Raw genomic sequence first — 23,720 nt, 5'->3', positions numbered from 1 at the left:
AAAGCTCTGCGAACAGAGCTTCTCGTTTTAACCTTGGTCGAGTTTATTTGCCACGGGCAATCGCGCGGTAGCCAATATCCTTGCGGCAGAAGCTGCCTTGCCACTGAATACTTTCCGCTAACTGATAAGCGCGTTGCTGTGCTTCGGCCACCGTTGCACCCAAGGCCGTCACGCACAATACGCGGCCGCCGCTGGTGACCACATCATTCCCTTGCAGACGCGTACCGGCATGGAACACTTTCCCATCAGCCGTTTCCTGCGGTGGTAAACCCTGGATCACATCGCCATTGCGGTAATCACCAGGATAGCCTCCGGCAGCCAGTACTACGCCTAAAGCAGGACGCTCGTCCCACTCGGAAGTTTTCTCACTAAGCCTGCCTTCGGCACCCGCCAGACATAGTTCAACCAGGTCGGAACGCAGGCGTAACATGATTGGCTGAGTTTCCGGATCGCCAAAGCGGCAGTTGAATTCAATCACCTTAGGTTGACCGTCGGCATCAATCATCAGGCCAGCATACAGGAAGCCCACGTAAGTATTGCCCTCTGCCGCCATGCCGCGCACGGTTGGCCAGATCACCTGATCCATCACGCGCTGATGGATTTCATCGGTGACCACCGGAGCCGGTGAATAAGCCCCCATGCCGCCGGTATTCGGGCCGGTATCGCCATCGCCCACGCGCTTGTGATCCTGGCTGGTGGCCATCGGAACCACGTTTTCGCCGTCCACCATCACGATAAAGCTGGCTTCTTCGCCTTCAAGGAATTCTTCAATCACAATGCGGTGTCCGGCGTCACCAAAGGCATTGCCCGCCAGCATATCCTGAATGGCGTCTTCTGCTTCTTGCAGCGTCATGGCAACGATCACGCCTTTACCGGCTGCCAAGCCGTCAGCTTTGATCACGATCGGCGCGCCTTTGCTGCGCACATAGGCCAGTGCAGCGTCCACGTCGGTGAAGTTCTGGTATTCCGCACTTGGGATTGCGTGGCGCGCCAGGAAATCTTTGGTAAAGGCTTTAGAGCCTTCTAGCTGGGCGGCAGCCTGCGACGGACCAAAAATTTTCAGACCGGCAGCTTGGAAAGCATCAACCACGCCGATGACCAACGGGGCTTCTGGGCCGACAATGGTGAGATCGATGGCATGGCTTGTGGCAAAAGCCAGCAAGGCCGGGATATCGGTGGGGGCGATATCCACATTGATCAGGTTGTTTTCCAGCGCGGTGCCCGCATTGCCCGGTGCAACGTAGACTTTGTCCGCCAGCGGCGATTGGGCAGCTTTCCAGGCCAGCGCATGTTCGCGCCCGCCGTTACCGATAATCAGAATATTCATCAGGTGCTCCATAAACAGCGTGCACTTTGGCGCACGCAGCAAAAGGGATTAATGGCGGAAGTGACGCATGTCGGTGAAGATCATCGCAATACCGTGCTCATTGGCAGCGGCAATCACTTCGTCATCGCGGATCGAACCACCTGGCTGGATCACGCAGGTAATACCCACTGCGGCGGCGGCGTCGATACCGTCACGGAACGGGAAGAAAGCGTCAGACGCCATGGCAGAGCCGGGTACTTCCAGGCCTTCGTCAGCGGCTTTGATACCCGCAATCTTGGCCGAGTAAACGCGGCTCATCTGGCCCGCCCCGATGCCGATGGTCATGTTGTCACGCGCATAAACAATGGCGTTGGATTTAACGAACTTAGCCACTTTCCAGCAGAACAGCGCATCACGCAGTTCCTGAGCGGTTGGCTGACGTTCAGAAACCACGCGCAGATCGCCTTCAGTCACCATGCCCAGATCGCGATCCTGTACCAGCAGGCCACCGTTGACGCGTTTGAAATCCAGACCGGCAACGCGTTGCTGCCACTGGCCACATGCCAATACGCGCACATTCTGTTTGGCCGCTAGCAGAGAGCGGGCTTCGTCACTGATACCTGGTGCGATGATCACCTCAACGAACTGGCGGCTGATGATCGCTTTCGCTGTCTCAGCATCCAACTCGCGGTTGAAAGCGATGATGCCACCAAAGGCAGAGGTGGGATCGGTCTGGTAGGCGCGATCATAAGCGGTAAACAGGTTTGCACCGATCGCTACACCACAAGGGTTGGCGTGCTTGACGATCACACAAGCCGGCTCGGCGAACTCTTTCACACATTCCAGCGCAGCGTCGGTATCAGCGATATTGTTGTAAGAGAGAGCCTTGCCTTGGAGTTGCGTGGCGGTGGCGACGGACGCTTCCTGTAGATTCTCTTCTATATAGAAGGCGGCTTGCTGGTGGCTGTTCTCGCCGTAGCGCATATCCTGCTTCTTGATGTAGTTCAGGTTCAGGGTGCGTGGGAAGCGGCCGGAAGGCTGCTCAGTTTCGCCGTGATAGGCCGGAACCAGAGCGCCAAAGTAGTTGGCGATCATGCTGTCGTAAGCTGCGGTATGCTCAAAGGCCTTGATCGCCAGATCGAATCGGGTTGGATAGCGCAGCGAGCCCGCATTGTTATCCATTTCGGTAATGATGGCGGCGTAGTCGCTGCTCTTCACCACGATAGCGACATCTTTATGGTTCTTGGCGGCAGAGCGGACCATGGTCGGGCCACCGATATCGATATTCTCAACGGCATCTTCCAATGAACAATCTGGACGAGCTACGGTTTGGGCGAAGGGATACAGGTTGACCACCACCATATCGATCGGTTTGATCGCATGTTGCTCCATGATGGCATCATCCTGGCCGCGACGGCCCAGAATACCGCCGTGCACCTTCGGATGCAGGGTCTTCACTCGTCCGTCCATCATTTCCGGGAAACCGGTGTAGTCATAAACTTCGGTAACGGGCAGACCGGCATTCGCCAGCAGGCGGGCGGTGCCACCGGTGGAAAGCAGTTCTACGCCTCTCTGGGAGAGTGCTTCGGCGAATTCAACGATACCGGCTTTATCAGACACGCTGAGCAGAGCCCGGCGGATTGGACGAGGTTGTTGCATGGTTTTATCCCTTGGCTTTGAGTCGCAATATAAAGAGCGTTACGTGAATCTCTACCTTCTTTCCTTATATATAGGAAGAGCAGGAACAGATTCAGGTAACGCCCCCGTAAAAAGGGGGGATCGTTTTGTCGCGGGAATTGTAGCGAAAACGTTTGCGCGGTGCTCGACAATTTTCCGAGCAAATGCGCTCTGTGGATAAGTTAGTGCATAACCGGGTATAAGGACGGGTTTTGCTGTGGAATGCAGCAAACGGTGATTTTTGTCGAAAATACCTGTTGCGGCCTGCGTGGAACTCCCTATAATGCGCCTCCATCGACCAGGAACATGTGAACAACTTCACAGAGTCTCCGGGGGTCGCAGAGAAAAAACCTGAAAATTAAGGTTGACTCTGAAAGAGGAACGCGTAATATACGCCACCTCGAGTTAGCAAGCGAAAGCGCGTAACTCACTGCTCTTTAACAATTTATCAGACAATCTGTGTGGGCACTCACAAGACGATATCCAGCCACCTCGGTGGCAAAAAAATATCAAGTCTTGAAGAGTGACCAAAGCAGTAAGCATTTGAACTTCGGTTCCAATGCATATTTGCAGAAAGTAATCTTTGAGCATCGCTTTACTTGTTAAAGCAAATCGAACTTTTAATTGAAGAGTTTGATCATGGCTCAGATTGAACGCTGGCGGCAGGCCTAACACATGCAAGTCGAGCGGTAGCACAGGGAGCTTGCTCCTGGGTGACGAGCGGCGGACGGGTGAGTAATGTCTGGGAAACTGCCCGATGGAGGGGGATAACTACTGGAAACGGTAGCTAATACCGCATAACGTCTTCGGACCAAAGTGGGGGACCTTCGGGCCTCACACCATCGGATGTGCCCAGATGGGATTAGCTAGTAGGTGGGGTAATGGCTCACCTAGGCGACGATCCCTAGCTGGTCTGAGAGGATGACCAGCCACACTGGAACTGAGACACGGTCCAGACTCCTACGGGAGGCAGCAGTGGGGAATATTGCACAATGGGCGCAAGCCTGATGCAGCCATGCCGCGTGTGTGAAGAAGGCCTTCGGGTTGTAAAGCACTTTCAGCGAGGAGGAAGGGTGGTGTGTTAATAGCGCATCACATTGACGTTACTCGCAGAAGAAGCACCGGCTAACTCCGTGCCAGCAGCCGCGGTAATACGGAGGGTGCAAGCGTTAATCGGAATTACTGGGCGTAAAGCGCACGCAGGCGGTTTGTTAAGTCAGATGTGAAATCCCCGCGCTTAACGTGGGAACTGCATTTGAAACTGGCAAGCTAGAGTCTTGTAGAGGGGGGTAGAATTCCAGGTGTAGCGGTGAAATGCGTAGAGATCTGGAGGAATACCGGTGGCGAAGGCGGCCCCCTGGACAAAGACTGACGCTCAGGTGCGAAAGCGTGGGGAGCAAACAGGATTAGATACCCTGGTAGTCCACGCTGTAAACGATGTCGACTTGGAGGTTGTGCCCTTGAGGCGTGGCTTCCGGAGCTAACGCGTTAAGTCGACCGCCTGGGGAGTACGGCCGCAAGGTTAAAACTCAAATGAATTGACGGGGGCCCGCACAAGCGGTGGAGCATGTGGTTTAATTCGATGCAACGCGAAGAACCTTACCTACTCTTGACATCCACGGAATTTGGCAGAGATGCCTGAGTGCCTTCGGGAACCGTGAGACAGGTGCTGCATGGCTGTCGTCAGCTCGTGTTGTGAAATGTTGGGTTAAGTCCCGCAACGAGCGCAACCCTTATCCTTTGTTGCCAGCACGTGATGGTGGGAACTCAAAGGAGACTGCCGGTGATAAACCGGAGGAAGGTGGGGATGACGTCAAGTCATCATGGCCCTTACGAGTAGGGCTACACACGTGCTACAATGGCATATACAAAGAGAAGCAAACTCGCGAGAGCCAGCGGACCTCATAAAGTATGTCGTAGTCCGGATTGGAGTCTGCAACTCGACTCCATGAAGTCGGAATCGCTAGTAATCGTAGATCAGAATGCTACGGTGAATACGTTCCCGGGCCTTGTACACACCGCCCGTCACACCATGGGAGTGGGTTGCAAAAGAAGTAGGTAGCTTAACCTTCGGGAGGGCGCTTACCACTTTGTGATTCATGACTGGGGTGAAGTCGTAACAAGGTAACCGTAGGGGAACCTGCGGTTGGATCACCTCCTTACCGAACGATATTGATTGAGTGAGTGTTCACAACAGATTGTCTGATGAAAAAGTAACGAGCAGAAAAATCTTTATAGGCTTGTAGCTCAGGTGGTTAGAGCGCACCCCTGATAAGGGTGAGGTCGGTGGTTCAAGTCCACTCAGGCCTACCAAATTCGCACTTATGCTGCGTTATGCGCGCGGTCGTTTACCCAAAAGTAAACTTCCCTTACGCATGCCTTGCCTAAGCACGAATTAACAGGATTTCCAACAGGAAAAGATTGTTATTCGCCGCGAGTGGTAATAAAGATTTCTGCAAGTGACTGTATGGGGCTATAGCTCAGCTGGGAGAGCGCCTGCCTTGCACGCAGGAGGTCAGCGGTTCGATCCCGCTTAGCTCCACCATATCCCTACGGTCCTTGAGAATACTTCAGAGTGTACTGGCAACAGTATGCTGCGAAGTATTTTGCTCTTTAACAATCTGGAACAAGCTGAAAATTGAAACCTGACAGCAGAAACTTATCCCTCCGTAGAAGTCTTGGGGTAAGAAGTACCCTGTCAGAGAGTCTCTCAATTGTTTACAGCACGACTGTTGTCTTCTGTTTACAGGAAACACCTTCGGGTTGTGAGGTTAAGTGACTAAGCGTACACGGTGGATGCCTAGGCAGTCAGAGGCGATGAAGGGCGTGCTAATCTGCGAAAAGTGTCGGTAAGGTGATATGAACCGTTATAACCGGCAATACCCGAATGGGGAAACCCAGTGCAATCCGTTGCACTATCGTATGGTGAATACATAGCCATACGAGGCGAACCGGGGGAACTGAAACATCTAAGTACCCCGAGGAAAAGAAATCAACCGAGATTCCCCAAGTAGCGGCGAGCGAACGGGGAAGAGCCCAGAATCTGAATCAGTTTATGTGTTAGTGGAAGCGTCTGGAAAGTCGCGCAGCAAAGGGTGATAGCCCCGTACACCAAAATGCATATTCTGTGAGTTCGATGAGTAGGGCGGGACACGTGACATCCTGTCTGAATATGGGGGGACCATCCTCCAAGGCTAAATACTCCTGACTGACCGATAGTGAACCAGTACCGTGAGGGAAAGGCGAAAAGAACCCCGGCGAGGGGAGTGAAATAGAACCTGAAACCGTGTACGTACAAGCAGTGGGAGCCTCTTTTATGGGGTGACTGCGTACCTTTTGTATAATGGGTCAGCGACTTATATTTTGTAGCAAGGTTAACCGTATAGGGGAGCCGTAGGGAAACCGAGTCTTAACTGGGCGTCTAGTTGCAAGGTATAGACCCGAAACCCGGTGATCTAGCCATGGGCAGGTTGAAGGTTGGGTAACACTAACTGGAGGACCGAACCGACTAATGTTGAAAAATTAGCGGATGACTTGTGGCTGGGGGTGAAAGGCCAATCAAACCGGGAGATAGCTGGTTCTCCCCGAAAGCTATTTAGGTAGCGCCTCGTGAACTCATCTTCGGGGGTAGAGCACTGTTTCGGCTAGGGGGCCATCCCGGCTTACCAACCCGATGCAAACTCCGAATACCGAAGAATGTTATCACGGGAGACACACGGCGGGTGCTAACGTCCGTCGTGAAGAGGGAAACAACCCAGACCGCCAGCTAAGGTCCCAAAGTCATGGTTAAGTGGGAAACGATGTGGGAAGGCATAGACAGCCAGGATGTTGGCTTAGAAGCAGCCATCATTTAAAGAAAGCGTAATAGCTCACTGGTCGAGTCGGCCTGCGCGGAAGATGTAACGGGGCTAAACCATGCACCGAAGCTGCGGCAGCGACGCTTAGGCGTTGTTGGGTAGGGGAGCGTTCTGTAAGCCGTTGAAGGTGGTCTGTGAGGGCTGCTGGAGGTATCAGAAGTGCGAATGCTGACATAAGTAACGATAAAGCGGGTGAAAAACCCGCTCGCCGGAAGACCAAGGGTTCCTGTCCAACGTTAATCGGGGCAGGGTGAGTCGACCCCTAAGGCGAGGCCGAAAGGCGTAGTCGATGGGAAACGGGTTAATATTCCCGTACTCGGTGTTACTGCGAAGGGGGGACGGAGAAGGCTAGGCTGGCCGGGCGACGGTTGTCCCGGTTTAAGCGTGTAGGGGGAGAGAATTGGTAAATCCGTTCTCTTATTCAACCCTGAGGCGTGATGACGAGTCACTACGGTGGCGAAGTAGTTGATGCCAAGCTTCCAGGAAAAGCCTCTAAGCTCCAGGTAACACAGAATCGTACCCCAAACCGACACAGGTGGTCAGGTAGAGAATACCCAGGCGCTTGAGAGAACTCGGGTGAAGGAACTAGGCAAAATGGTGCCGTAACTTCGGGAGAAGGCACGCTGGCGCGTAGGTGAAGAGACTTGCTCTCGGAGCTGAAGCCAGTCGCAGATACCAGCTGGCTGCAACTGTTTAATAAAAACACAGCACTGTGCAAACACGAAAGTGGACGTATACGGTGTGACGCCTGCCCGGTGCTGGAAGGTTAATTGATGGGGTTAGCCGCAAGGCGAAGCTCTTGATCGAAGCCCCAGTAAACGGCGGCCGTAACTATAACGGTCCTAAGGTAGCGAAATTCCTTGTCGGGTAAGTTCCGACCTGCACGAATGGCGTAATGATGGCCAGGCTGTCTCCACCCGAGACTCAGTGAAATTGAACTCGCTGTGAAGATGCAGTGTACCCGCGGCAAGACGGAAAGACCCCGTGAACCTTTACTATAGCTTGACACTGAACATTGAGCCTTGATGTGTAGGATAGGTGGGAGGCAGTGAAGTGTGGACGCCAGTCTGCATGGAGCCAACCTTGAAATACCACCCTTTAATGTTTGATGTTCTAACTCGGCCCCGTAATCCGGGGTGAGGACAGTGTCTGGTGGGTAGTTTGACTGGGGCGGTCTCCTCCCAAAGAGTAACGGAGGAGCACGAAGGTTAGCTAATCACGGTCGGACATCGTGAGGTTAGTGCAAAGGCATAAGCTAGCTTGACTGCGAGAGTGACGGCTCGAGCAGGTACGAAAGTAGGTCTTAGTGATCCGGTGGTTCTGAATGGAAGGGCCATCGCTCAACGGATAAAAGGTACTCCGGGGATAACAGGCTGATACCGCCCAAGAGTTCATATCGACGGCGGTGTTTGGCACCTCGATGTCGGCTCATCACATCCTGGGGCTGAAGTAGGTCCCAAGGGTATGGCTGTTCGCCATTTAAAGTGGTACGCGAGCTGGGTTTAGAACGTCGTGAGACAGTTCGGTCCCTATCTGCCGTGGGCGTTGGAAGATTGAGAGGGGTTGCTCCTAGTACGAGAGGACCGGAGTGAACGCACCACTGGTGTTCGGGTTGTCATGCCAATGGCACTGCCCGGTAGCTAAGTGCGGAAAAGATAAGTGCTGAAAGCATCTAAGCACGAAACTTGCCTCGAGATGAGTCTTCCCTGGGCCTTTAAGGCCCCTGAAGGAACGTTTAAGACTAAGACGTTGATAGGCTGGGTGTGTAAGTGCAGCGATGCATTGAGCTAACCAGTACTAATGAACCGTGAGGCTTAACCTTACAACACCGAAGGTGTTTTTAGAGACGAAATATTGAAGTTTTAATTTTCAGCGATGTTCCTAGATTGGTTCCGGTGGTTGCGTGTGAAGACATGTGACGGCTTGGAATGAAACAGAATTTGCCTGGCGGCAATAGCGCGGTGGTCCCACCTGATCCCATGCCGAACTCAGAAGTGAAACGCCGTAGCGCCGATGGTAGTGTGGGGTCTCCCCATGCGAGAGTAGGACACTGCCAGGCATCAAACGAAGCAGAAGGCCATCCGCAAGGATGGCCTTTTTGCGTTTTGAAATTCACGACTAAAGGTTACAGACTCATCCCAGAATGAATCGGGTAGAGCGGATTTACCGAGTCGTGTGGCACATCTTCTTTTTGTTGTAGAACAGCGTCCCAATTTGAAGGCAGTTCAAACGGTAATTTACCCTCAGGCTTCGCTTTACCACTGATAATATCGAAAAGTGTGGCATCAGAGCTGCCGAAGTTTGCCAATAAAACATCCGTTTTATCGACGATGTTAGTGAGTATCGCCGGACGATCGAGATAAATTGATGTGATGGTCGGTATACCCTGAAGTTTCACCTGTTTGATGATCTGGTAATCAGCACTGCCGCTGTAAATACCGGGTTTCTCATCTAGTACCACGCTTGCCTGATCGTCAAACCCCAGTTGCCCAAAATGCACCGAACCAAACGGATAGTGTGGATCGGTCTGGTAAGGCGTATTCACGCGTATCACCGCAATATCTGCCGCTTCTGGTGTGCTAACAACCGTTAGCCCATAATTGGCCGCCACTTCGGCATTCACGTTATACAGGAAGACCTTTTTACCTGTGAGTGACATTGGTAACAGGTCATTATCGTTTTTCAACAAGATATGCGACCGGCGCTGCGCATCAGTAGCCTGCTGTTGGAAGCCATTGTTACCGACAAGCGTTGCGGCAGCCGTTTCATCAACATAGGGATTTTCGAAAAGTCCAAGAGCGAATTTTTGTTTCAGTATCCTGACGACGGACTGATCAAGGCGAGTGGCGGTGATTTGCTGCTCCTCTACTGCCGCGATCAAATCGCTGGGATCGCTGGTCCCGCCAAACTGATCGATACCGGCATCTACGGCTTTAACGATTCGCTCCTGACGCGTCAGGGTTTCGACGCCCCAAGGCATCCCAAAGGGAACGATAGCGAAAGGTGAAATACCTGTGGCGACGTCTGCATCACTCATACCGGTAATACATGTGCCTTCACAGTCTGACAAAATTCCCCAATCGCTCAGGATCACGCCGTCAAAAGCATAACGGCCACGGAGAATGTCTGTCAGAACCTGTTTGTTAAAGCCGAACCCTACGGACTCAATGAGCGCATCTTTATACCAAAGGTCGACTGGTTGGCCGTAATAGGGCATAACCGAGGCGACTTTTGCGGCAAATGCTCCTTCAAAAGGCACCAGGTGATACTCAAAATCGTCTCCTGGGTAGACCTGCTCTTTACCGTAATCGTTGTGAGGATCCAGGCCTTTCAACTGCGGCCCACCGCCAGCGAAGTGTTTTACTACGGTAATGACACTGTCTTTATTCAGGCCGGTGTTACCGTTTTGGAAACCCTCAATATAGGCCTGAGTCATTCTCTTCGAGATCTGGTTATCTTCGCCGAATGTTCCGTTGATTCTTCCCCACCGCGGTTCGGTCGCCAGATCGGCCTGCGGTGACAACGCCATCTGGATCCCTACTGCCCGATACTCTTTCCGCGCGATATCACCGAATTTTTTCATCAGTTCTACGTCATCGATCGCGGCGAATCCCAGCGTTTCAGGCCATTGGGAAAAACTACCCGCAACAATGCTGGTTGCATTCGGATCGTTGGTAAAATGATTTCTAGGGTCGGTGCTGATGATAATGGGAATGCCGAGACGAGTTCCCTCGGCGACTTGCTGTACCTGGTTATTATCATGGGAAATGTAGTTAGGATTACCAGCCATACGCGTGATGAACGTATTTACGGCATTATCGATAATATCTTTTTTAGCCGTTTCAACGTCGACACGCTCTGAAGAGAGTGGCAACGTTCCATGCATCATTAACCCGGCTTTCTCTGCAGTGGTCATCAGTGAAGCCAGATTGTTGGCACGCGTTGTAGCATCCAGACGCCAATCTTCATAAGGATCGAGCTTATTGTTCTTGTTGAGATCTTTGAACTTCAGACCACCGATTTCCAACAGTTTTACGTCCCGATAACCTAAGTCTGCCTGTTTGGAACTGTCAGTATTTACCGTATCGCTATCATTACACCCACTAAGACCCAGAGCCATAAAACTCGCCAAAGACATTGCAGTACCGAACTTTCCTATTTGCATTGGTCTATCTCCATTTTAGTGACAAAACTGCCAGAAGCAGGTCATTAGCCCACCTCAGATTTTTTTCCCTAAAAGAAACAACGAAATAGTTTGGATACTTCCCAACGAAAAATATGTAGAAACGCTGACTATGCTAACGATCTATTTTTTCGGACTATAAAATAAATAGCTGCTGATATATGAGATAGAGTTCAACCTTTGGACAATTGCTTTTCAGCCTTTGGTCATTTTTTCTGGAGGGTAACGAGGTTTTTTAGCGGATCTAGGAGGTTTTTAAATCGTGACGCATATTTTATGCGTGAATAATTTCACAAAGAAAAAGATATCACCTTTTCTTGGCGATCCTGCAGTGGTTTTCCCTTTTGATAAGAAAGGCTCCCGAAGGAGCCTTTGGTAATCAGTAATATCAATGCTTTGAACTCTGAGAGATACCCAGCCCGGTTTGCGAACGCACAAACTGGAAGCGGAAGCGCTCACGCTCTTGCTGCCCAGTGAGGGAACTGTCGGTAACCGAGAAGAACCAGGTGCCAATAAAGGCAACTGCCATTGAGAACAGTGCTGGATACTCATACGGATAGATAGGTTTGGCATGCCCAAGGATCTGCACCCAGATGGTTGGGCCGAGGATCATCAGGATCACTGCGGTCAACAGGCCGAGCCAGCCACCGATCATCGCCCCACGGGTTGTCAGGCGTGACCAATACATGGAAAGAATGATAATCGGGAAGTTACAGCTGGCGGCGATGGAAAACGCCAAGCCCACCATAAAGGCGATATTCTGTTTCTCAAACAGGATACCCAGAGCGATGGCGACGATCCCCAAAACCAAGACGGTGATCTTGGAGACTTTAAGCTCGTTACGTTCGGTTGCTTTGCCGTCTTTAATGACACAAGAGTACAGATCGTGAGAAACCGCAGAAGCGCCAGCCAAGGTTAGCCCGGCGACTACCGCCAGAATGGTGGCGAACGCTACGGCAGAGATAAAGCCGAGGAAGAAGTTGCCGCCCACGGCGTTGGCCAAGTGCACCGCAGCCATGTTGTTGCCGCCCAACAGGGCTCCACTGGCATCCTTGAACGCTGGGTTAGCGCTGACTAGCAGGATCGCGCCAAAGCCGATAATAAAGGTCAGGATATAGAAGTAACCGATAAAACCGGTGGCATATAACACGCTTTTACGCGCTTCTTTGGCATCGTTAACGGTGAAGAAACGCATCAGAATATGCGGCAAACCTGCGGTACCGAACATCAATGCCAGGCCGAGAGAGAGCGCCGATATCGGATCAGAAACCAGCCCGCCAGGGCTCATGATGGCAATCCCTTTCGGATGGACCTTCACGGCTTCGCTAAACAGGGTATTGAAGTTAAAGTTTACCGACTTCATAACCATCAGAGCCATAAAGCTGGCACCTGCCAACAGCAGCACGGCCTTGATGATCTGTACCCAGGTGGTGGCCAGCATGCCGCCAAACAGCACGTATAACACCATCAATATGCCGACCAGGATCACGGCGATATGGTAGTTGAGGCCAAATAACAGCTGGATCAGTTTGCCTGCGCCGACCATCTGAGCGATCAGATACAGCGCCACCACCACCAGTGAACCACAGGCGGAAAGGGTACGGATGGGTTTTTGTTTAAGCCGGTAAGAGGCAACGTCGGCGAAAGTATAGCGCCCGAGGTTACGCAACCGTTCGGCAATCAGGAACAGAATGATCGGCCAACCAATCAGGAAGCCGATGGAATAAATCAGGCCATCATAGCCGGAGGTGTACACCAAAGCTGAGATGCCGAGGAACGACGCGGCAGACATAAAGTCACCGGCAATCGCCAACCCGTTTTGCAGCCCGGTAATGCGGCCACCTGCCGTGTAGTAATCCCCCCGCGAGCGGGTGCGTTTGGAAGCCCAGTAAGTGATATAGAGAGTAGCGCCCACAAACAGGACGAACATGACAATGGCCTGGATGTTCAGTGGCTGGCGTTGTACCTCGCCCCCAATCGCATCAGCATGGCTCAGGCCCGGTAATGCCAGCAGGGTGAGAGCGGATATCAGGCGCTTCATTGCTGCACCTCGCGCAGGACTTCGGCGTTAAGACGATCGAATTCACCGTTAGCGCGGTAAACATAAATTCCGGTCAAAACAAAAGAGATCACGATCAGCCCCACACCGATCGGGATCCCACGGGTAATGGTCGATCCTGCGGCGATCGGCGTACCCAACCAATGCGGATTGAAGGCGATCAGAAGAATAAAGCCAACGTACAATGTGAGTGTGATCAGCGAAAGTAGCCAGGCGAAACGGCTGCGTTTTCGTACCAGTTCCTTGAAGCGCGGGTTTTCCTCAATCCTTTGATAAATGTTGTCATTCATCTGAGTCTCTCCAGTAGGTATTGATCGAGTACGTCGCGCTATACCTCTCATTTTTCAAGCACACCTTGCGGCACCTTGAAGTCAATCGGGTATACAAGCCGTTCACCCCGTGATTGCAGGTGAACGGCCGAGGCGGCGCAAATTAGGATGGAACTTTAATTGATTGTTTTTCTTCCAACAGCTTGTCGACTACAGCTGGATCTGCCAGCGTTGAGGTATCCCCCAGGTTGCTGGTATCACCGGCAGCAATTTTGCGCAGAATACGCCGCATGATCTTGCCGGAGCGCGTTTTCGGTAACGAATCGGTCCAGTGGAGAACGTCTGGCGTAGCGAGTGGGCCGATCTCTTTACGTACCCAGTTACGTACCTCGGTATAGAGTTCCGGCGTGGGTTCTTCACCATGATTCAGCGTGATATAGGCATAAATCGCCTGGCCTTTGATGTGATGTGGAATGCCCACCACCGCGGCCTCGGCAATTTTCGGGTGAGCAACCAGCGCCGATTCGATCTCAGCGGTACCCAGACGGTGGCCGGAGACGTTCAGCACGTCATCGACGCGGCCGGTGATCCAGTAATAGCCATCCTCGTCACGGCGGGCGCCGTCACCGCTGAAATACATGCCTTTGAAGGTAGAGAAGTAAGTCTGCTCGAAGCGATCGTGGTCACCGAACAGGGTGCGTGCCTGGCCTGGCCAGGAGTCGGTGATCACCAGGTTACCTTCGCTGGCCCCTTCCTGTGGTTCCCCCATGTTGTCCACCAGCGCAGGCTGAACGCCAAAGAACGGGCGCGTGGCGGAACCGGCTTTCAGTTCGGTGGCACCCGGTAACGGGGTGATCATAAAGCCGCCGGTTTCGGTCTGCCACCAGGTATCGACGATCGGGCATTTACCGTTACCAATCTTGTTGTAATACCATTCCCAGGCTTCCGGGTTGATCGGCTCACCGACCGAACCCATGATGCGCAGCGAATCACGCTTGGTGCCTTCGATGGCTTTATCACCTTCGGCCATCAACGCACGGATCGCGGTGGGGGCGGTGTACAGAATATTGACCTGATGTTTATCAACCACCTGTGACAGGCGGTTCACACCGGGATAGTTTGGCACGCCTTCAAACATCAGCGTGATTGCGCCACAGGCCAACGGCCCATACAGCAGATAGCTGTGGCCGGTCACCCAGCCCACGTCGGCGGTACACCAGTAGATATCGCCATCGTGATAATCGAAGACATATTTGAACGTCAGCGCGGCATAAACCAGATAGCCACCGGTCGTATGCACTACGCCTTTTGGCTTGCCGGTAGAACCGGAGGTATAAAGGATGAACAACGGATCTTCAGCGTTCATCTCTTCCGGCGGGCAGTCGGCGGCAACGCCTGCGATCAATTCATGCCACCACAGATCTCGCCCTTCCTGCCAGTAACCCGGCTTGCCGGTACGCTGGAAGACCACCACATTGCTGATGCTTTTCACCCCAGGGTTTTGCAGCGCATCGTCCACGTTCTTTTTCAGCGGCACGGAACGGCCAGCGCGCAGCCCTTCATCGGCGGTGATCACCAGTTTGGCGTTACAGTCGATAACACGGCCTGCCACGGCTTCCGGCGAGAAACCGCCAAAGATCACGGTATGAATGGCACCTATGCGGGCACAGGCCAGCATCGCGACGGCGGCTTCTGGCACCATCGGCATATAGATAGCGACGACATCGCCTTTTTTCACCCCGAGCTTTTTCAGCACGTTGGCGAACTGGCAGACATCATGGTGCAACTGTTTGTAGGTGACTTTTTTCGATAGGGTTGGATCATCACCTTCCCAGATAATGGCGGTTTGATCGCCGCGATCGGCCAAATGGCGATCCAGGCAATTGGCTGACAGGTTCAGCGTACCGTCCTCGAACCAGCGGATACTGATATGGCCGGGATCGAAGGAAGTGTTCTTCACTTTGGTATAAGGTTTGATCCAATCCACGATCTTGCCGTGCTCCCCCCAGAACGCTGCCGGGTCTTGCACAGATTGTTGATAATATTGTTGATATTGCTCCGGGTTAATCAGGGCTCGTTCTGCAATTGCAGACGGAATGACGTGTTTATGCAGTTGGCTCATGCTTTTTCTCCTTAGAATTGTTAATAATATGTCAACTGATGGTTATGTATAGTTTGCTCTAATTCTTTGTTCCTTTTTTGCGCGGCGGATCACGCAACGAAGATATTGATTTGTAATAGTTACTGCTGTAATTGCGTGATGGATCTGCTTGGTTGACGGTGAAAAACCCTGAATGCAGGGGTTTTCCTTAAAAAACTTTTTAAATAACCAAAAAGAGTTAGCATTAAGAAGCGGAATTCTTTTGGCTGAAGGGAATAGAATGTTGTAAGTAGGGAATATATTTCTATTTAAACTGCTTTTAATTCAGGATATAAATAATTTTTGCAGTTCTTAACTACCGAGTTATCTTTATTCTCTCCCTCTTGTGAATATCATTATTAGCCAGCAAGGGCGTTATGAGATCTTTCTTGTTTACATAATTTTCGTTCTCATTATGGCTGTTAATTCAGCGGCTGTGATTTCATTTTATAAACTATCCATTAACAAAATACAAACATTTCATTGGGATTAATTATGCAAAATGAATGAAAAATAACGCATTTCCATTTTGTTTGAAAATTGTTCGATTCAGTGTGTATGTGATCCTTTAGCGCTAACATTATGTTTTTAAGAACAAGCAATTATGTTGCCATTCATTTTTATCTTGCTTATTCTTCATTCTGAAAAGTCTGCAAGCCAGATAAAACAAGGCTTGCAGAACAGGGGCTCCAAATGGTACAGATTTATATTGCGCTGCATGAGGGGCAAGCGAGCGCATGGTTTTAATTAGCATAAGCCTGTATTAAATGATTAAGTATTCCATCTGAAGCCGATCGTTTGTTAAATGCTTTGGAGAGGAACCTTTGAGGAATTTTTTGGGTATGAAGAGTGTGAAAATTAGTCTGGCTTGGCAAATACTGATTGCGTTGGTATTGGGGATTATATTAGGTGCTGTATTACATAATCAGACGGAATCACGTGAGTGGCTGGTCAATAATATACTGAGCCCGGCTGGTGATATCTTTATTCGTCTGATTAAGATGATTGTGGTGCCTATCGTTATTTCCACGCTAATTGTGGGGATTGCCGGTGTTGGCGACACCAAGAAGTTAGGCCGTATTGGATTGAAAACCATTATCTATTTTGAAGTGATTACCACCATTGCCATTGTGCTTGGGGTGACATTGGCTAATGTTTTTCAACCCGGGCAGGGTATCGACATGTCGGCGCTGACCGCGGTGGATATCTCCAAATATGAAAGAACCACGGAGCAGGTACAGAGCGGCTCACACAGCCTGGTGGCCACTATCCTGTCGCTGATCCCTTCAAACGTCTTTGCATCCATTGCTAAAGGCGACATGTTACCGATCATCTTCTTCTCGGTGTTGTTTGGCTTGGGGCTTTCCTCACTGCCAAAAGAGACTAAAGAGCCGCTGTTGAAGGTGTTTAAGGCGGTTTCTGAAAGCATGTTCAAAGTGACGCACATGATTATGCGTTATGCGCCGATCGGGGTGTTTGGTCTGATTTCGGTCACGGTAGCGAACTTTGGCTTTGCCTCGCTGCTGCCGCTGGCCAAGCTGGTGGTGCTGGTTTATTTCGCCATTGCCTTCTTTGCCCTGGTGGTTCTGGGCATTGTGGCGCGGATATGTAACCTGCGGATTTGGACGTTGATCCGCATTTTGAAAGAGGAACTGATTCTGGCTTACTCGACCGCCAGTTCAGAGACCGTGCTGCCACGCATTATTGAAAAAATGGAGGCTTACGGCGCGCCGAAGTCGATCACCAGCTTTGTGGTACCCACCGGTTACTCTTTCAATCTGGATGGTTCCACTTTGTATCAGAGTATCGCCGCCATTTTCATTGCGCAGCTGTATGGCATTGAGCTGTCGCTAGGGCAGGAGATCATTCTGGTGCTGACGCTGATGGTGACCTCAAAAGGGATCGCTGGCGTCCCTGGCGTGTCTTTTGTGGTACTGCTGGCAACGCTGGGCAGCGTGGGGATCCCGTTGGAAGGCCTGGCGTTTATCGCCGGTGTGGATCGCATCCTGGATATGGCGCGTACCGCACTGAACGTGGTGGGCAACGCTCTGGCGGTGCTGGTGATCGCCAAGTGGGAGAATCAGTTCGATCATGAGAAATCATTGGCCTACGAGCGTGAGTTCCTGGCTGGCAAGGTGAAACCGGTCACTCAGTCTTAAAAACACCGGTAAACCTGCTAACGGCGGGTTTACCGGCACCATCATCGTATCTTGCGCCAGGCAATCAGCACGGTCATCAGGATAAGCCCTGGCAGCCATACCCACTGCAATTCCGAAACCATCACCGCATGGCCTGACGGCGTCAGATATTTTGCCAGGCTGAACGGTGCTACCCGAATCACCTGCCAAGGCGCGAAGAAGCGTTCATCGCTCCACGGCCATAGCCAGCCAACACCTTTGCCGCCTGTGGTGATCGAATCCAGCAGACTGTGCGACAGCAGCGAAACAAACAGGAAAAGCCAACTCTTGAGCGGCGGTGTTTTAAACCATCGGCACAGCAGCAAAGCCAGCGTGGGCATTAGCGCAGCAAAAAACAGCGAATGCGTAAAGCCGCGATGGCCAAACGCGTTGCCATAAGCGACGCCAAATTTAAATGCCAGCACGTCGGCATCGGGCAACATGGCCAAGACAACGCCCGCGAAGAGCAGGCGCGGCGGGATGATTTTCTGCCCCAGCCCCAATCCGAGGCATAGCGGGACCGCTGCGTGAGTGATGATCGTTGGCATGTTGGTCTTCCGTGATTTGAGCTTAGTATTGCGCCCGCTGTTTTATCACAATCACTCCGTGATCGCCTACTTTAGCCACCGCAAGCCCCGAGCGTGATATAACAATATGTCATTGAGCATCATGGAGAGGGGCTGACTATGTGGGATGTCATCGTCATTGGTTCAGGGATTGGCGGGCTCACCAGCGCCGGGCTGTTGGCGGGTGTCGGTAAGAAAAAGGTTCTGGTGTTAGAAAAACACTCAGAACCCGGCGGGCTGACCCATGTTTTTCGTCGTGATGGCGCATCCTGGGATGTCGGCCTGCACTATACCCGTGATCATTGAAGATGCTTGATTTTGTTGATGAAGAGGATCATGCTTTCATCCCATGAAGATATTTATCACCGCTGAGCAAAAAATCGAACTCGAACGCCGGCATGATTCCAGCCGGGACAAACACGTTTGCGATCGTATTAAAGCCGTACTTCTCGCCTCCGAAGGTTGGAGTTCGGTCATGATTGCTCAGGCTCTGCGCCTGCATCAGACCACTGTTGACCACCATATCAGCGAATATCTGAATAAAGGGAAGTTGAAACCCGAAAATGGTGGCTCTGATGGCATGCTCAGCACAGAAAAAACCGAACAGCTTATCAGCCACTTAACTCAACATTTATTCCATCATACTGTCCAGATTGTGGCCTACGTGGCACAAAAATGGGGTGTCATATACAGCGTCCCAGGAATGAACAAATGGCTGCACCGGCATGGCTTCAGCTATAAGAAACCCTCAGGCGTACCCCATAAATTCAGTGAAGAGAAACAGCAACAGTTCATTGAATATTATGAAGAATTAAAAGTTGCCACGAGAGGTGAACCGATCCTTTTTCTGGATGCAGTGCATCCGACTCAGGCGACAAAACTGAGCTTCGGCTGGATAAAAAAAGGGGAAAAAAAGACTGTTGAAACAACAGGAAGCCGTACTCGGATGAACATTCTGGGCGCGCTGGATCTGAATGATGCTGCCCATCCAGTCATTCATGATTACGAAACGATTAATGAATACACTATCTGTCAATTTTTCAATGAGATAAGAACATGTTATCCCGACTATAAGCAGCCAATTCATATTATTCTGGATGGCGCGGGGTATAACAAAACAAACCTGGTCAAAGATTGGGCATTTGTCTGCAATATAAAATTGCATTCCCTGCCACCTTACAGCCCCAACTTGAATCCCATAGAACGGTTATGGAAGCTGATGCACGAATGTGCAAGGAACAACCGTTACTTTGCCAGTAAGCCTGATTTCCGAACGGCTATATTTAACTTTTTTACGACAACGCTCCCTGAGATGGCGGGTTCATTATCGTCCCGGCTGAATGACAATTTTCAGGTGCTAAAGCAAGCGTCTTCAAGTTAATCGGGTATATATCGGCAATGTTGAGCCCGACTCTAAAACCCGGCAGCTATTTGATTGGCTTTCCTATGGCGAATTGAAATGGAATAAACTCCCTGACGATTTTGACCGCTTTATCTACCCAGATTTCCAGTTCAACGTACCTTCCGATCCCGCTGTATATAAAGCGCGTTTAATCGCCCATTTTCCCGCTGAAGCCAGGGCCATCAACCGCTATTTCCGCGATATTAACCTCTGCTCTCTTTGGGCCACCATGGGGTTTGTCCGCGCCTTTGTGCCACAGAAAGTCGCCCCTATCGTAGGGGTGTTACAGCGGTTAACCAGCCGTAAATCGCTCCAGACTACCCAGCAATATATGGAGAACAACTTTCATTCCCCGCTGTTACGCGCCGTGTTAGTCAGCCAGTGGGGCGATTATGGTTTGCCTCCGGCCAAGAGTGCTTTTGCGATTCATGCGCAGATCGTAAAGCACTACTTAAACGGCGCTTGGTATCCGCAAGGCGGCGCTGGCCGTATCGCACGGACGTTTGAAAAGCGAATAGAAAACCACGGCGGGGCGGTGCGTGTCAGCCAGCAAGCGGTGGCGATCGTGATCGAAAATGGTCGGGCCGCTGGGGTTAGGGTGATCGATAGAAGAAGCGGCGAACCACGCGAAGTTATTTATCGCGCACCCACGATTATCTCCAATATTGGTTTAGAGAATACGTTTCACTATTTACTGCCGACGGATGGCGAGATCGGCGGTAAAACGGCGGCAATTCGCGAACTGGTGGAGCTGTTAGAAGGGCACGGCGTATCTGCTGTCACATTATATCTGCGTTTAACTGCGCCGGTTTCTACCTTGGGCATACAGGGTGAAAACTATTGGATTAATACCCGTACCGACTACAGCGATCTGAGTTTGCACTCCGAAAATGTGATGAAAGGCCAGCCTGCGCACATCTATGTCTCTTTCCCTTCAGCCAAAGCGGGTGATGATCGATTCCATACGGCGGAAATCATCTCTTTTGTGCAGCCTGATGCCTTCTCTGCCTGGCAAGATTCCCTTAAAGGGCAGCGTGGCAATGATTATGCGGTACAGAAAAATATTGTGACCGAAGGGTTATTGCGATTGGCAGAAACATCGTTGCCCGGTTTAAGGCAGTTGGTGAGTTATGCTGAGCTGTCTACGCCTTTAACGATGGAGCACTATACTTCGCATCCCCGGGGCGGTTTCTACGGATTGCCCGCCACCCCAGAACGCTATCGCGCCTATTTTTTAGGGGCGACCACGCCGGTTCCGGGGTTATATATTTCCGGCACCGACGCCGGCTGCTTAGGGATCGTTGGCGCGTTGATGGGCGGTGTGGGGGCCGCATCACAGGCCATGGGGGCCAGAGGGTATAATTTGATCCAGGCGGCGCTGAAAGAGGAGCTTCCACCTTTACCCACCTATCCGTTACCTGCGGAAAAGCAACGTGCCGTGTTAAGCCACAAAACGCAACTTACCGCCACCGTTTGGCATCTTCATTTTGAGTTGGATTCACCGCTTGCCGCCTTTGAAGCGGGGCAATTTGGCCGCCTGCGCGTCGCCGATTACGAATGGCGTGATTATTCGATTGTGCGTGCTGAGGGGAAAACGGTTGAATTGGTGATCGATACCCGCACCGGCGGCGATGGCTCTATTTTCGTCAGGAATGCCGCTATTGGGCAGCAGACCGAAATTGAACTCCCGCTGGGCCATTATGCCTTGGTGAAAAACGCCAACCGCAAGGTGTTTATTGCCACCGGTACGGGGTTAGCGCCATTTTTACCGATGTTTAACCAGCTTGAACAGGAAGGGAAGATTAATACGGCAGAGCTGCTTTTTGGCTGCCGGACGTTGGTTGATGATATTACCGGCCATTTCTCCCCGTTGCCGCCGACGAAAACAATTTGCCTCAGTAGGGTAGAGGTTATTCCTGATGGCACATTTAAAGGCAGAGTGACCGAAGCGCTCAATAACCTGCATTTTGATCCGGCCACGACAGATTTTTATGTGTGTGGCTCAGCGGTTATGGTGATGAATTGCCAATCGTTACTGGAAGGTAGGGGAGCAAAAAATATTTTTATCGAGGTTTATTAGACCGTGCCCTACGTAGTTTTTGACTCAAATCATGAAATAATAAAACAACAAAATTAATTTAATGAAACGCTGTTTCTTTATTTGGAGGGTGGTGGCAAAGAGGATAGTATTCAATGCGCTGTAGCGATATTGACCACTCCTCCAGTGATAAGGGATCCCATGAGAATACCGTATCCACCTTCCACGATGACTTTTAAGGCAACGCTTCTATTTATGGCGACCAGTTTGATGGCAATAACTCCGCAGGCTTCTGCCGCTGCTCTGAATAAAGCGGCACCACAGCAACTTCAGGTGCCAACGTTGGCAGCCGACAGCAGCAGCCTGGTGCTGGTGTGGAAAACGCCAGAAGATACCCGTGATATCGTTGACTATCTGGTTTATGAAGATGGCAAACTGCTGGGCAAAGCCAGCGAGAACAGCGATCGGTTTTCACCCGCCAAGCCTTATATCAATCATTTCTACGCTAACGACAAAGATAATTTCTCGCAGCGGATTGTGATCCAGAATTTCAAAGTCACCGGCCTAAAACCAGACAGCCAATATTCATTTACCGTCAAAGCGCTCTATGCCGACGGCTCGCAGTCAGACGCCAGTAACAGCATCATGGCCAAAACCACCCCGTTACCTACGGTGATCAATATTGCCGACTTTGGTGCCAAAGGCGACGGCAGCACGCTGAATACCAAAGCGATTCAGCGGGCGATCGACGCTTGCCAGCCCGGCTGCCGGGTTGATATTCCGGCGGGTGTCTACAAAACCGGTGCGCTGTGGCTGAAAAGTGATATGACGCTCAACCTGCAAGCAGGATCGACCCTGCTGGGTTCAGAGGATCCGGCGGATTATCCACCGGCCTACCGGCTGTACAGCTATTCCACCGAAATGCGCCCGGCCTCGTTGATCAATGCCATCGATCCTGAACATGTGGAACCCGGCACCTTCCGTAATATCCGCATCGTCGGGCCCGGCATTATTGACGGTAATGGCTGGCTACGGCAGGAAGCGGCTGAATGGATCGATGAAGTAGGCAACCGCCTGCCGCAATATATTTCCAGCAGAAACAGCAAGGTGCATGAAGACGGGATCCTGGCTAAACATCAGGTCGCCAAAGCGGTGGCCGAAGGCGTGCCGCTACAGATCGCCTACGGGCAGCGCCGCTCCAGCCTGGTGACGCTGCGTGGCGTAGAGAATGTTTATCTGGCGGACTTTACGGCGCGTAACCCGGCATTCCACGGCATTATGCTGCTGGAAAGCCACAATGTGGTGGCCAATAACCTGATCCATCAAACCTTTGATGCTAACAACGGCGATGGGATTGAGTTCGGTAATAGCCAGAACGTGATGGTGATGAATAACTTTTTTGATACCGGCGATGACTGTATTAACTTTGCGGCAGGAACCGGCGAAAAAGCGCGTGAGCAACCACCGATGAAGGGGGCTTGGTTGTTCAACAACTATCTGCGCAGAGGGCACGGCGCTGTCGTGACCGGCAGCCACACCGGTGCCTGGATTGAAGACGTTCTGGCCGAAAATAACGTCATCTACCTTACCGATGTCGGCCTGCGCGCCAAGAGCACCACGGATATCGGCGGTGGTGCCCGTAACGTGACGTTCCGCAATAATGCCATGAAGGATATCGTGCGCCAGCCGGTGATCCTGACGTTGAATTACTCGGATCCTAACGCCAAGATTGATTATCCGGCGGCGAAGCAACCAGCGCAGTTTTACCATTTCCTGGTGCAGAACGTGACGGTGCAGGGCACGCAAGAGGATCACCCGGCCATTGAGATCAAAGGCAACAGCGAGAAAAATGCCTGGCATCGGCAGGTGCATTTTGACAACGTGCGCTTTAATAACGTGCCGCCCACTGCGATTAGCGATTTGGAAGACAGCCAGTTCGACCGCGTGGTTTTCAGCCAGTTGCGCGGCGATACTCCTTGGCATTTCAGCGCCATCAGGAACGTGACCATCGACGGTAAACCGGTCGTGCCTTAACGCATCCTAATG

At 51.6% G+C, this 23,720-nt stretch carries 12 protein-coding genes, 2 tRNA genes and 3 rRNA genes; 10 read left to right on the top strand and 7 right to left on the bottom strand.

Features of this window, described 5'->3' with window-relative positions; translation table 11 throughout:
* Positions 1–43 precede the first annotated feature (43 nt).
* Entirely contained in the window at positions 44–1,327 is a 1,284-nt protein-coding gene (gene purD, locus ACX9GT_RS23565) for a phosphoribosylamine--glycine ligase (protein ID WP_473188970.1), read from the bottom strand.
* A 48-nt stretch (positions 1,328–1,375) separates the two neighbouring features.
* Positions 1,376–2,965 carry a bifunctional phosphoribosylaminoimidazolecarboxamide formyltransferase/IMP cyclohydrolase gene (gene purH, locus ACX9GT_RS23560; protein WP_473188969.1) on the bottom strand — a complete coding sequence of 530 codons (1,590 nt, stop codon included), beginning with the start codon at positions 2,963–2,965 and terminating at the stop codon, positions 1,376–1,378.
* A gap of 639 nt (positions 2,966–3,604) precedes the next feature.
* On the opposite strand from purH, the gene ACX9GT_RS23555 reads away from it, so the two are divergent.
* From ACX9GT_RS23555 to rrf, 5 genes are all read left to right on the top strand, one after another.
* Positions 3,605–5,145: ribosomal RNA gene (locus ACX9GT_RS23555) — 16S ribosomal RNA — on the top strand.
* Between the two features lie 74 nt (positions 5,146–5,219).
* Positions 5,220–5,296: transfer RNA gene (locus ACX9GT_RS23550), tRNA-Ile, on the top strand.
* Between the two features lie 156 nt (positions 5,297–5,452).
* Positions 5,453–5,528 (top strand) — tRNA-Ala (locus ACX9GT_RS23545).
* 224 nt (positions 5,529–5,752) lie between these two features.
* A 23S ribosomal RNA gene (locus ACX9GT_RS23540) occupies positions 5,753–8,662 on the top strand.
* A 121-nt stretch (positions 8,663–8,783) separates the two neighbouring features.
* Positions 8,784–8,899 (top strand): 5S ribosomal RNA (rrf, locus tag ACX9GT_RS23535).
* The 16S, 23S and 5S rRNA genes sit together here with 2 tRNA genes alongside, the layout of an rRNA operon.
* 66 nt (positions 8,900–8,965) lie before the next feature.
* On the opposite strand, the gene ACX9GT_RS23530 is transcribed toward rrf, so the two are convergent.
* The 4 genes from ACX9GT_RS23530 to acs form a co-directional block, all read right to left on the bottom strand.
* A complete protein-coding gene (locus ACX9GT_RS23530) occupies positions 8,966–11,005 on the bottom strand; it encodes a glycoside hydrolase family 3 protein (protein WP_473188968.1) in 2,040 nt (679 codons plus the stop codon).
* Between the two features lie 406 nt (positions 11,006–11,411).
* Positions 11,412–13,064, bottom strand: a complete 1,653-nt coding sequence (gene actP / locus ACX9GT_RS23525; RefSeq protein ID WP_473188967.1) for a cation/acetate symporter ActP — start codon at positions 13,062–13,064, stop codon at positions 11,412–11,414.
* On the bottom strand, positions 13,061–13,372 hold the full coding sequence (locus ACX9GT_RS23520) for a DUF485 domain-containing protein (RefSeq protein ID WP_473188966.1): 312 nt from the start codon (positions 13,370–13,372) through the stop codon (positions 13,061–13,063). The genes actP and ACX9GT_RS23520 overlap by 4 nt, the downstream gene beginning before the upstream one ends.
* A gap of 142 nt (positions 13,373–13,514) precedes the next feature.
* A complete protein-coding gene (acs, locus tag ACX9GT_RS23515; protein ID WP_473188965.1) occupies positions 13,515–15,473 on the bottom strand; it encodes an acetate--CoA ligase in 1,959 nt (652 codons plus the stop codon).
* A gap of 860 nt (positions 15,474–16,333) precedes the next feature.
* Here acs and gltP point away from each other — a divergent pair.
* Entirely contained in the window at positions 16,334–17,650 is a 1,317-nt protein-coding gene (gene gltP / locus ACX9GT_RS23510; protein WP_473188964.1) for a glutamate/aspartate:proton symporter GltP, read from the top strand.
* 41 nt (positions 17,651–17,691) lie between these two features.
* Here the strand turns inward: gltP and ACX9GT_RS23505 are convergent, their stop codons facing one another.
* A complete protein-coding gene (locus ACX9GT_RS23505; protein WP_473188963.1) occupies positions 17,692–18,216 on the bottom strand; it encodes a metal-dependent hydrolase in 525 nt (174 codons plus the stop codon).
* 138 nt (positions 18,217–18,354) lie between these two features.
* Here ACX9GT_RS23505 and ACX9GT_RS23500 point away from each other — a divergent pair, with 138 nt between their 5' ends.
* The 4 genes from ACX9GT_RS23500 to ACX9GT_RS23485 all read left to right on the top strand — a co-directional run bounded on the left by ACX9GT_RS23500 (position 18,355) and on the right by ACX9GT_RS23485 (position 23,708).
* Entirely contained in the window at positions 18,355–18,540 is a 186-nt protein-coding gene (locus ACX9GT_RS23500; protein WP_473188962.1) for an NAD(P)-binding protein, read from the top strand.
* Positions 18,541–18,583: 43 nt separating this feature from the next.
* The gene (locus tag ACX9GT_RS23495) at positions 18,584–19,615 is read left to right on the top strand and encodes an IS630 family transposase (RefSeq protein WP_473187389.1); all 1,032 of its coding nucleotides are present in this window, start codon (positions 18,584–18,586) and stop codon (positions 19,613–19,615) included.
* Positions 19,616–19,688: 73 nt separating this feature from the next.
* Positions 19,689–21,716: an FAD-binding oxidoreductase gene (locus tag ACX9GT_RS23490; protein ID WP_473188961.1), complete on the top strand. Its 2,028-nt coding sequence runs from the start codon at positions 19,689–19,691 to the stop codon at positions 21,714–21,716.
* 228 nt (positions 21,717–21,944) lie between these two features.
* Entirely contained in the window at positions 21,945–23,708 is a 1,764-nt protein-coding gene (locus ACX9GT_RS23485) for a glycosyl hydrolase family 28 protein (RefSeq protein ID WP_473188960.1), read from the top strand.
* Positions 23,709–23,720 lie beyond the last annotated feature (12 nt).

This window comes from Serratia sp. YWN4 (genome assembly GCF_055790845.1).
Note: the sequence above shows the minus strand (reverse complement) of the source record. Positions and strands in the feature narration are given on the sequence as shown.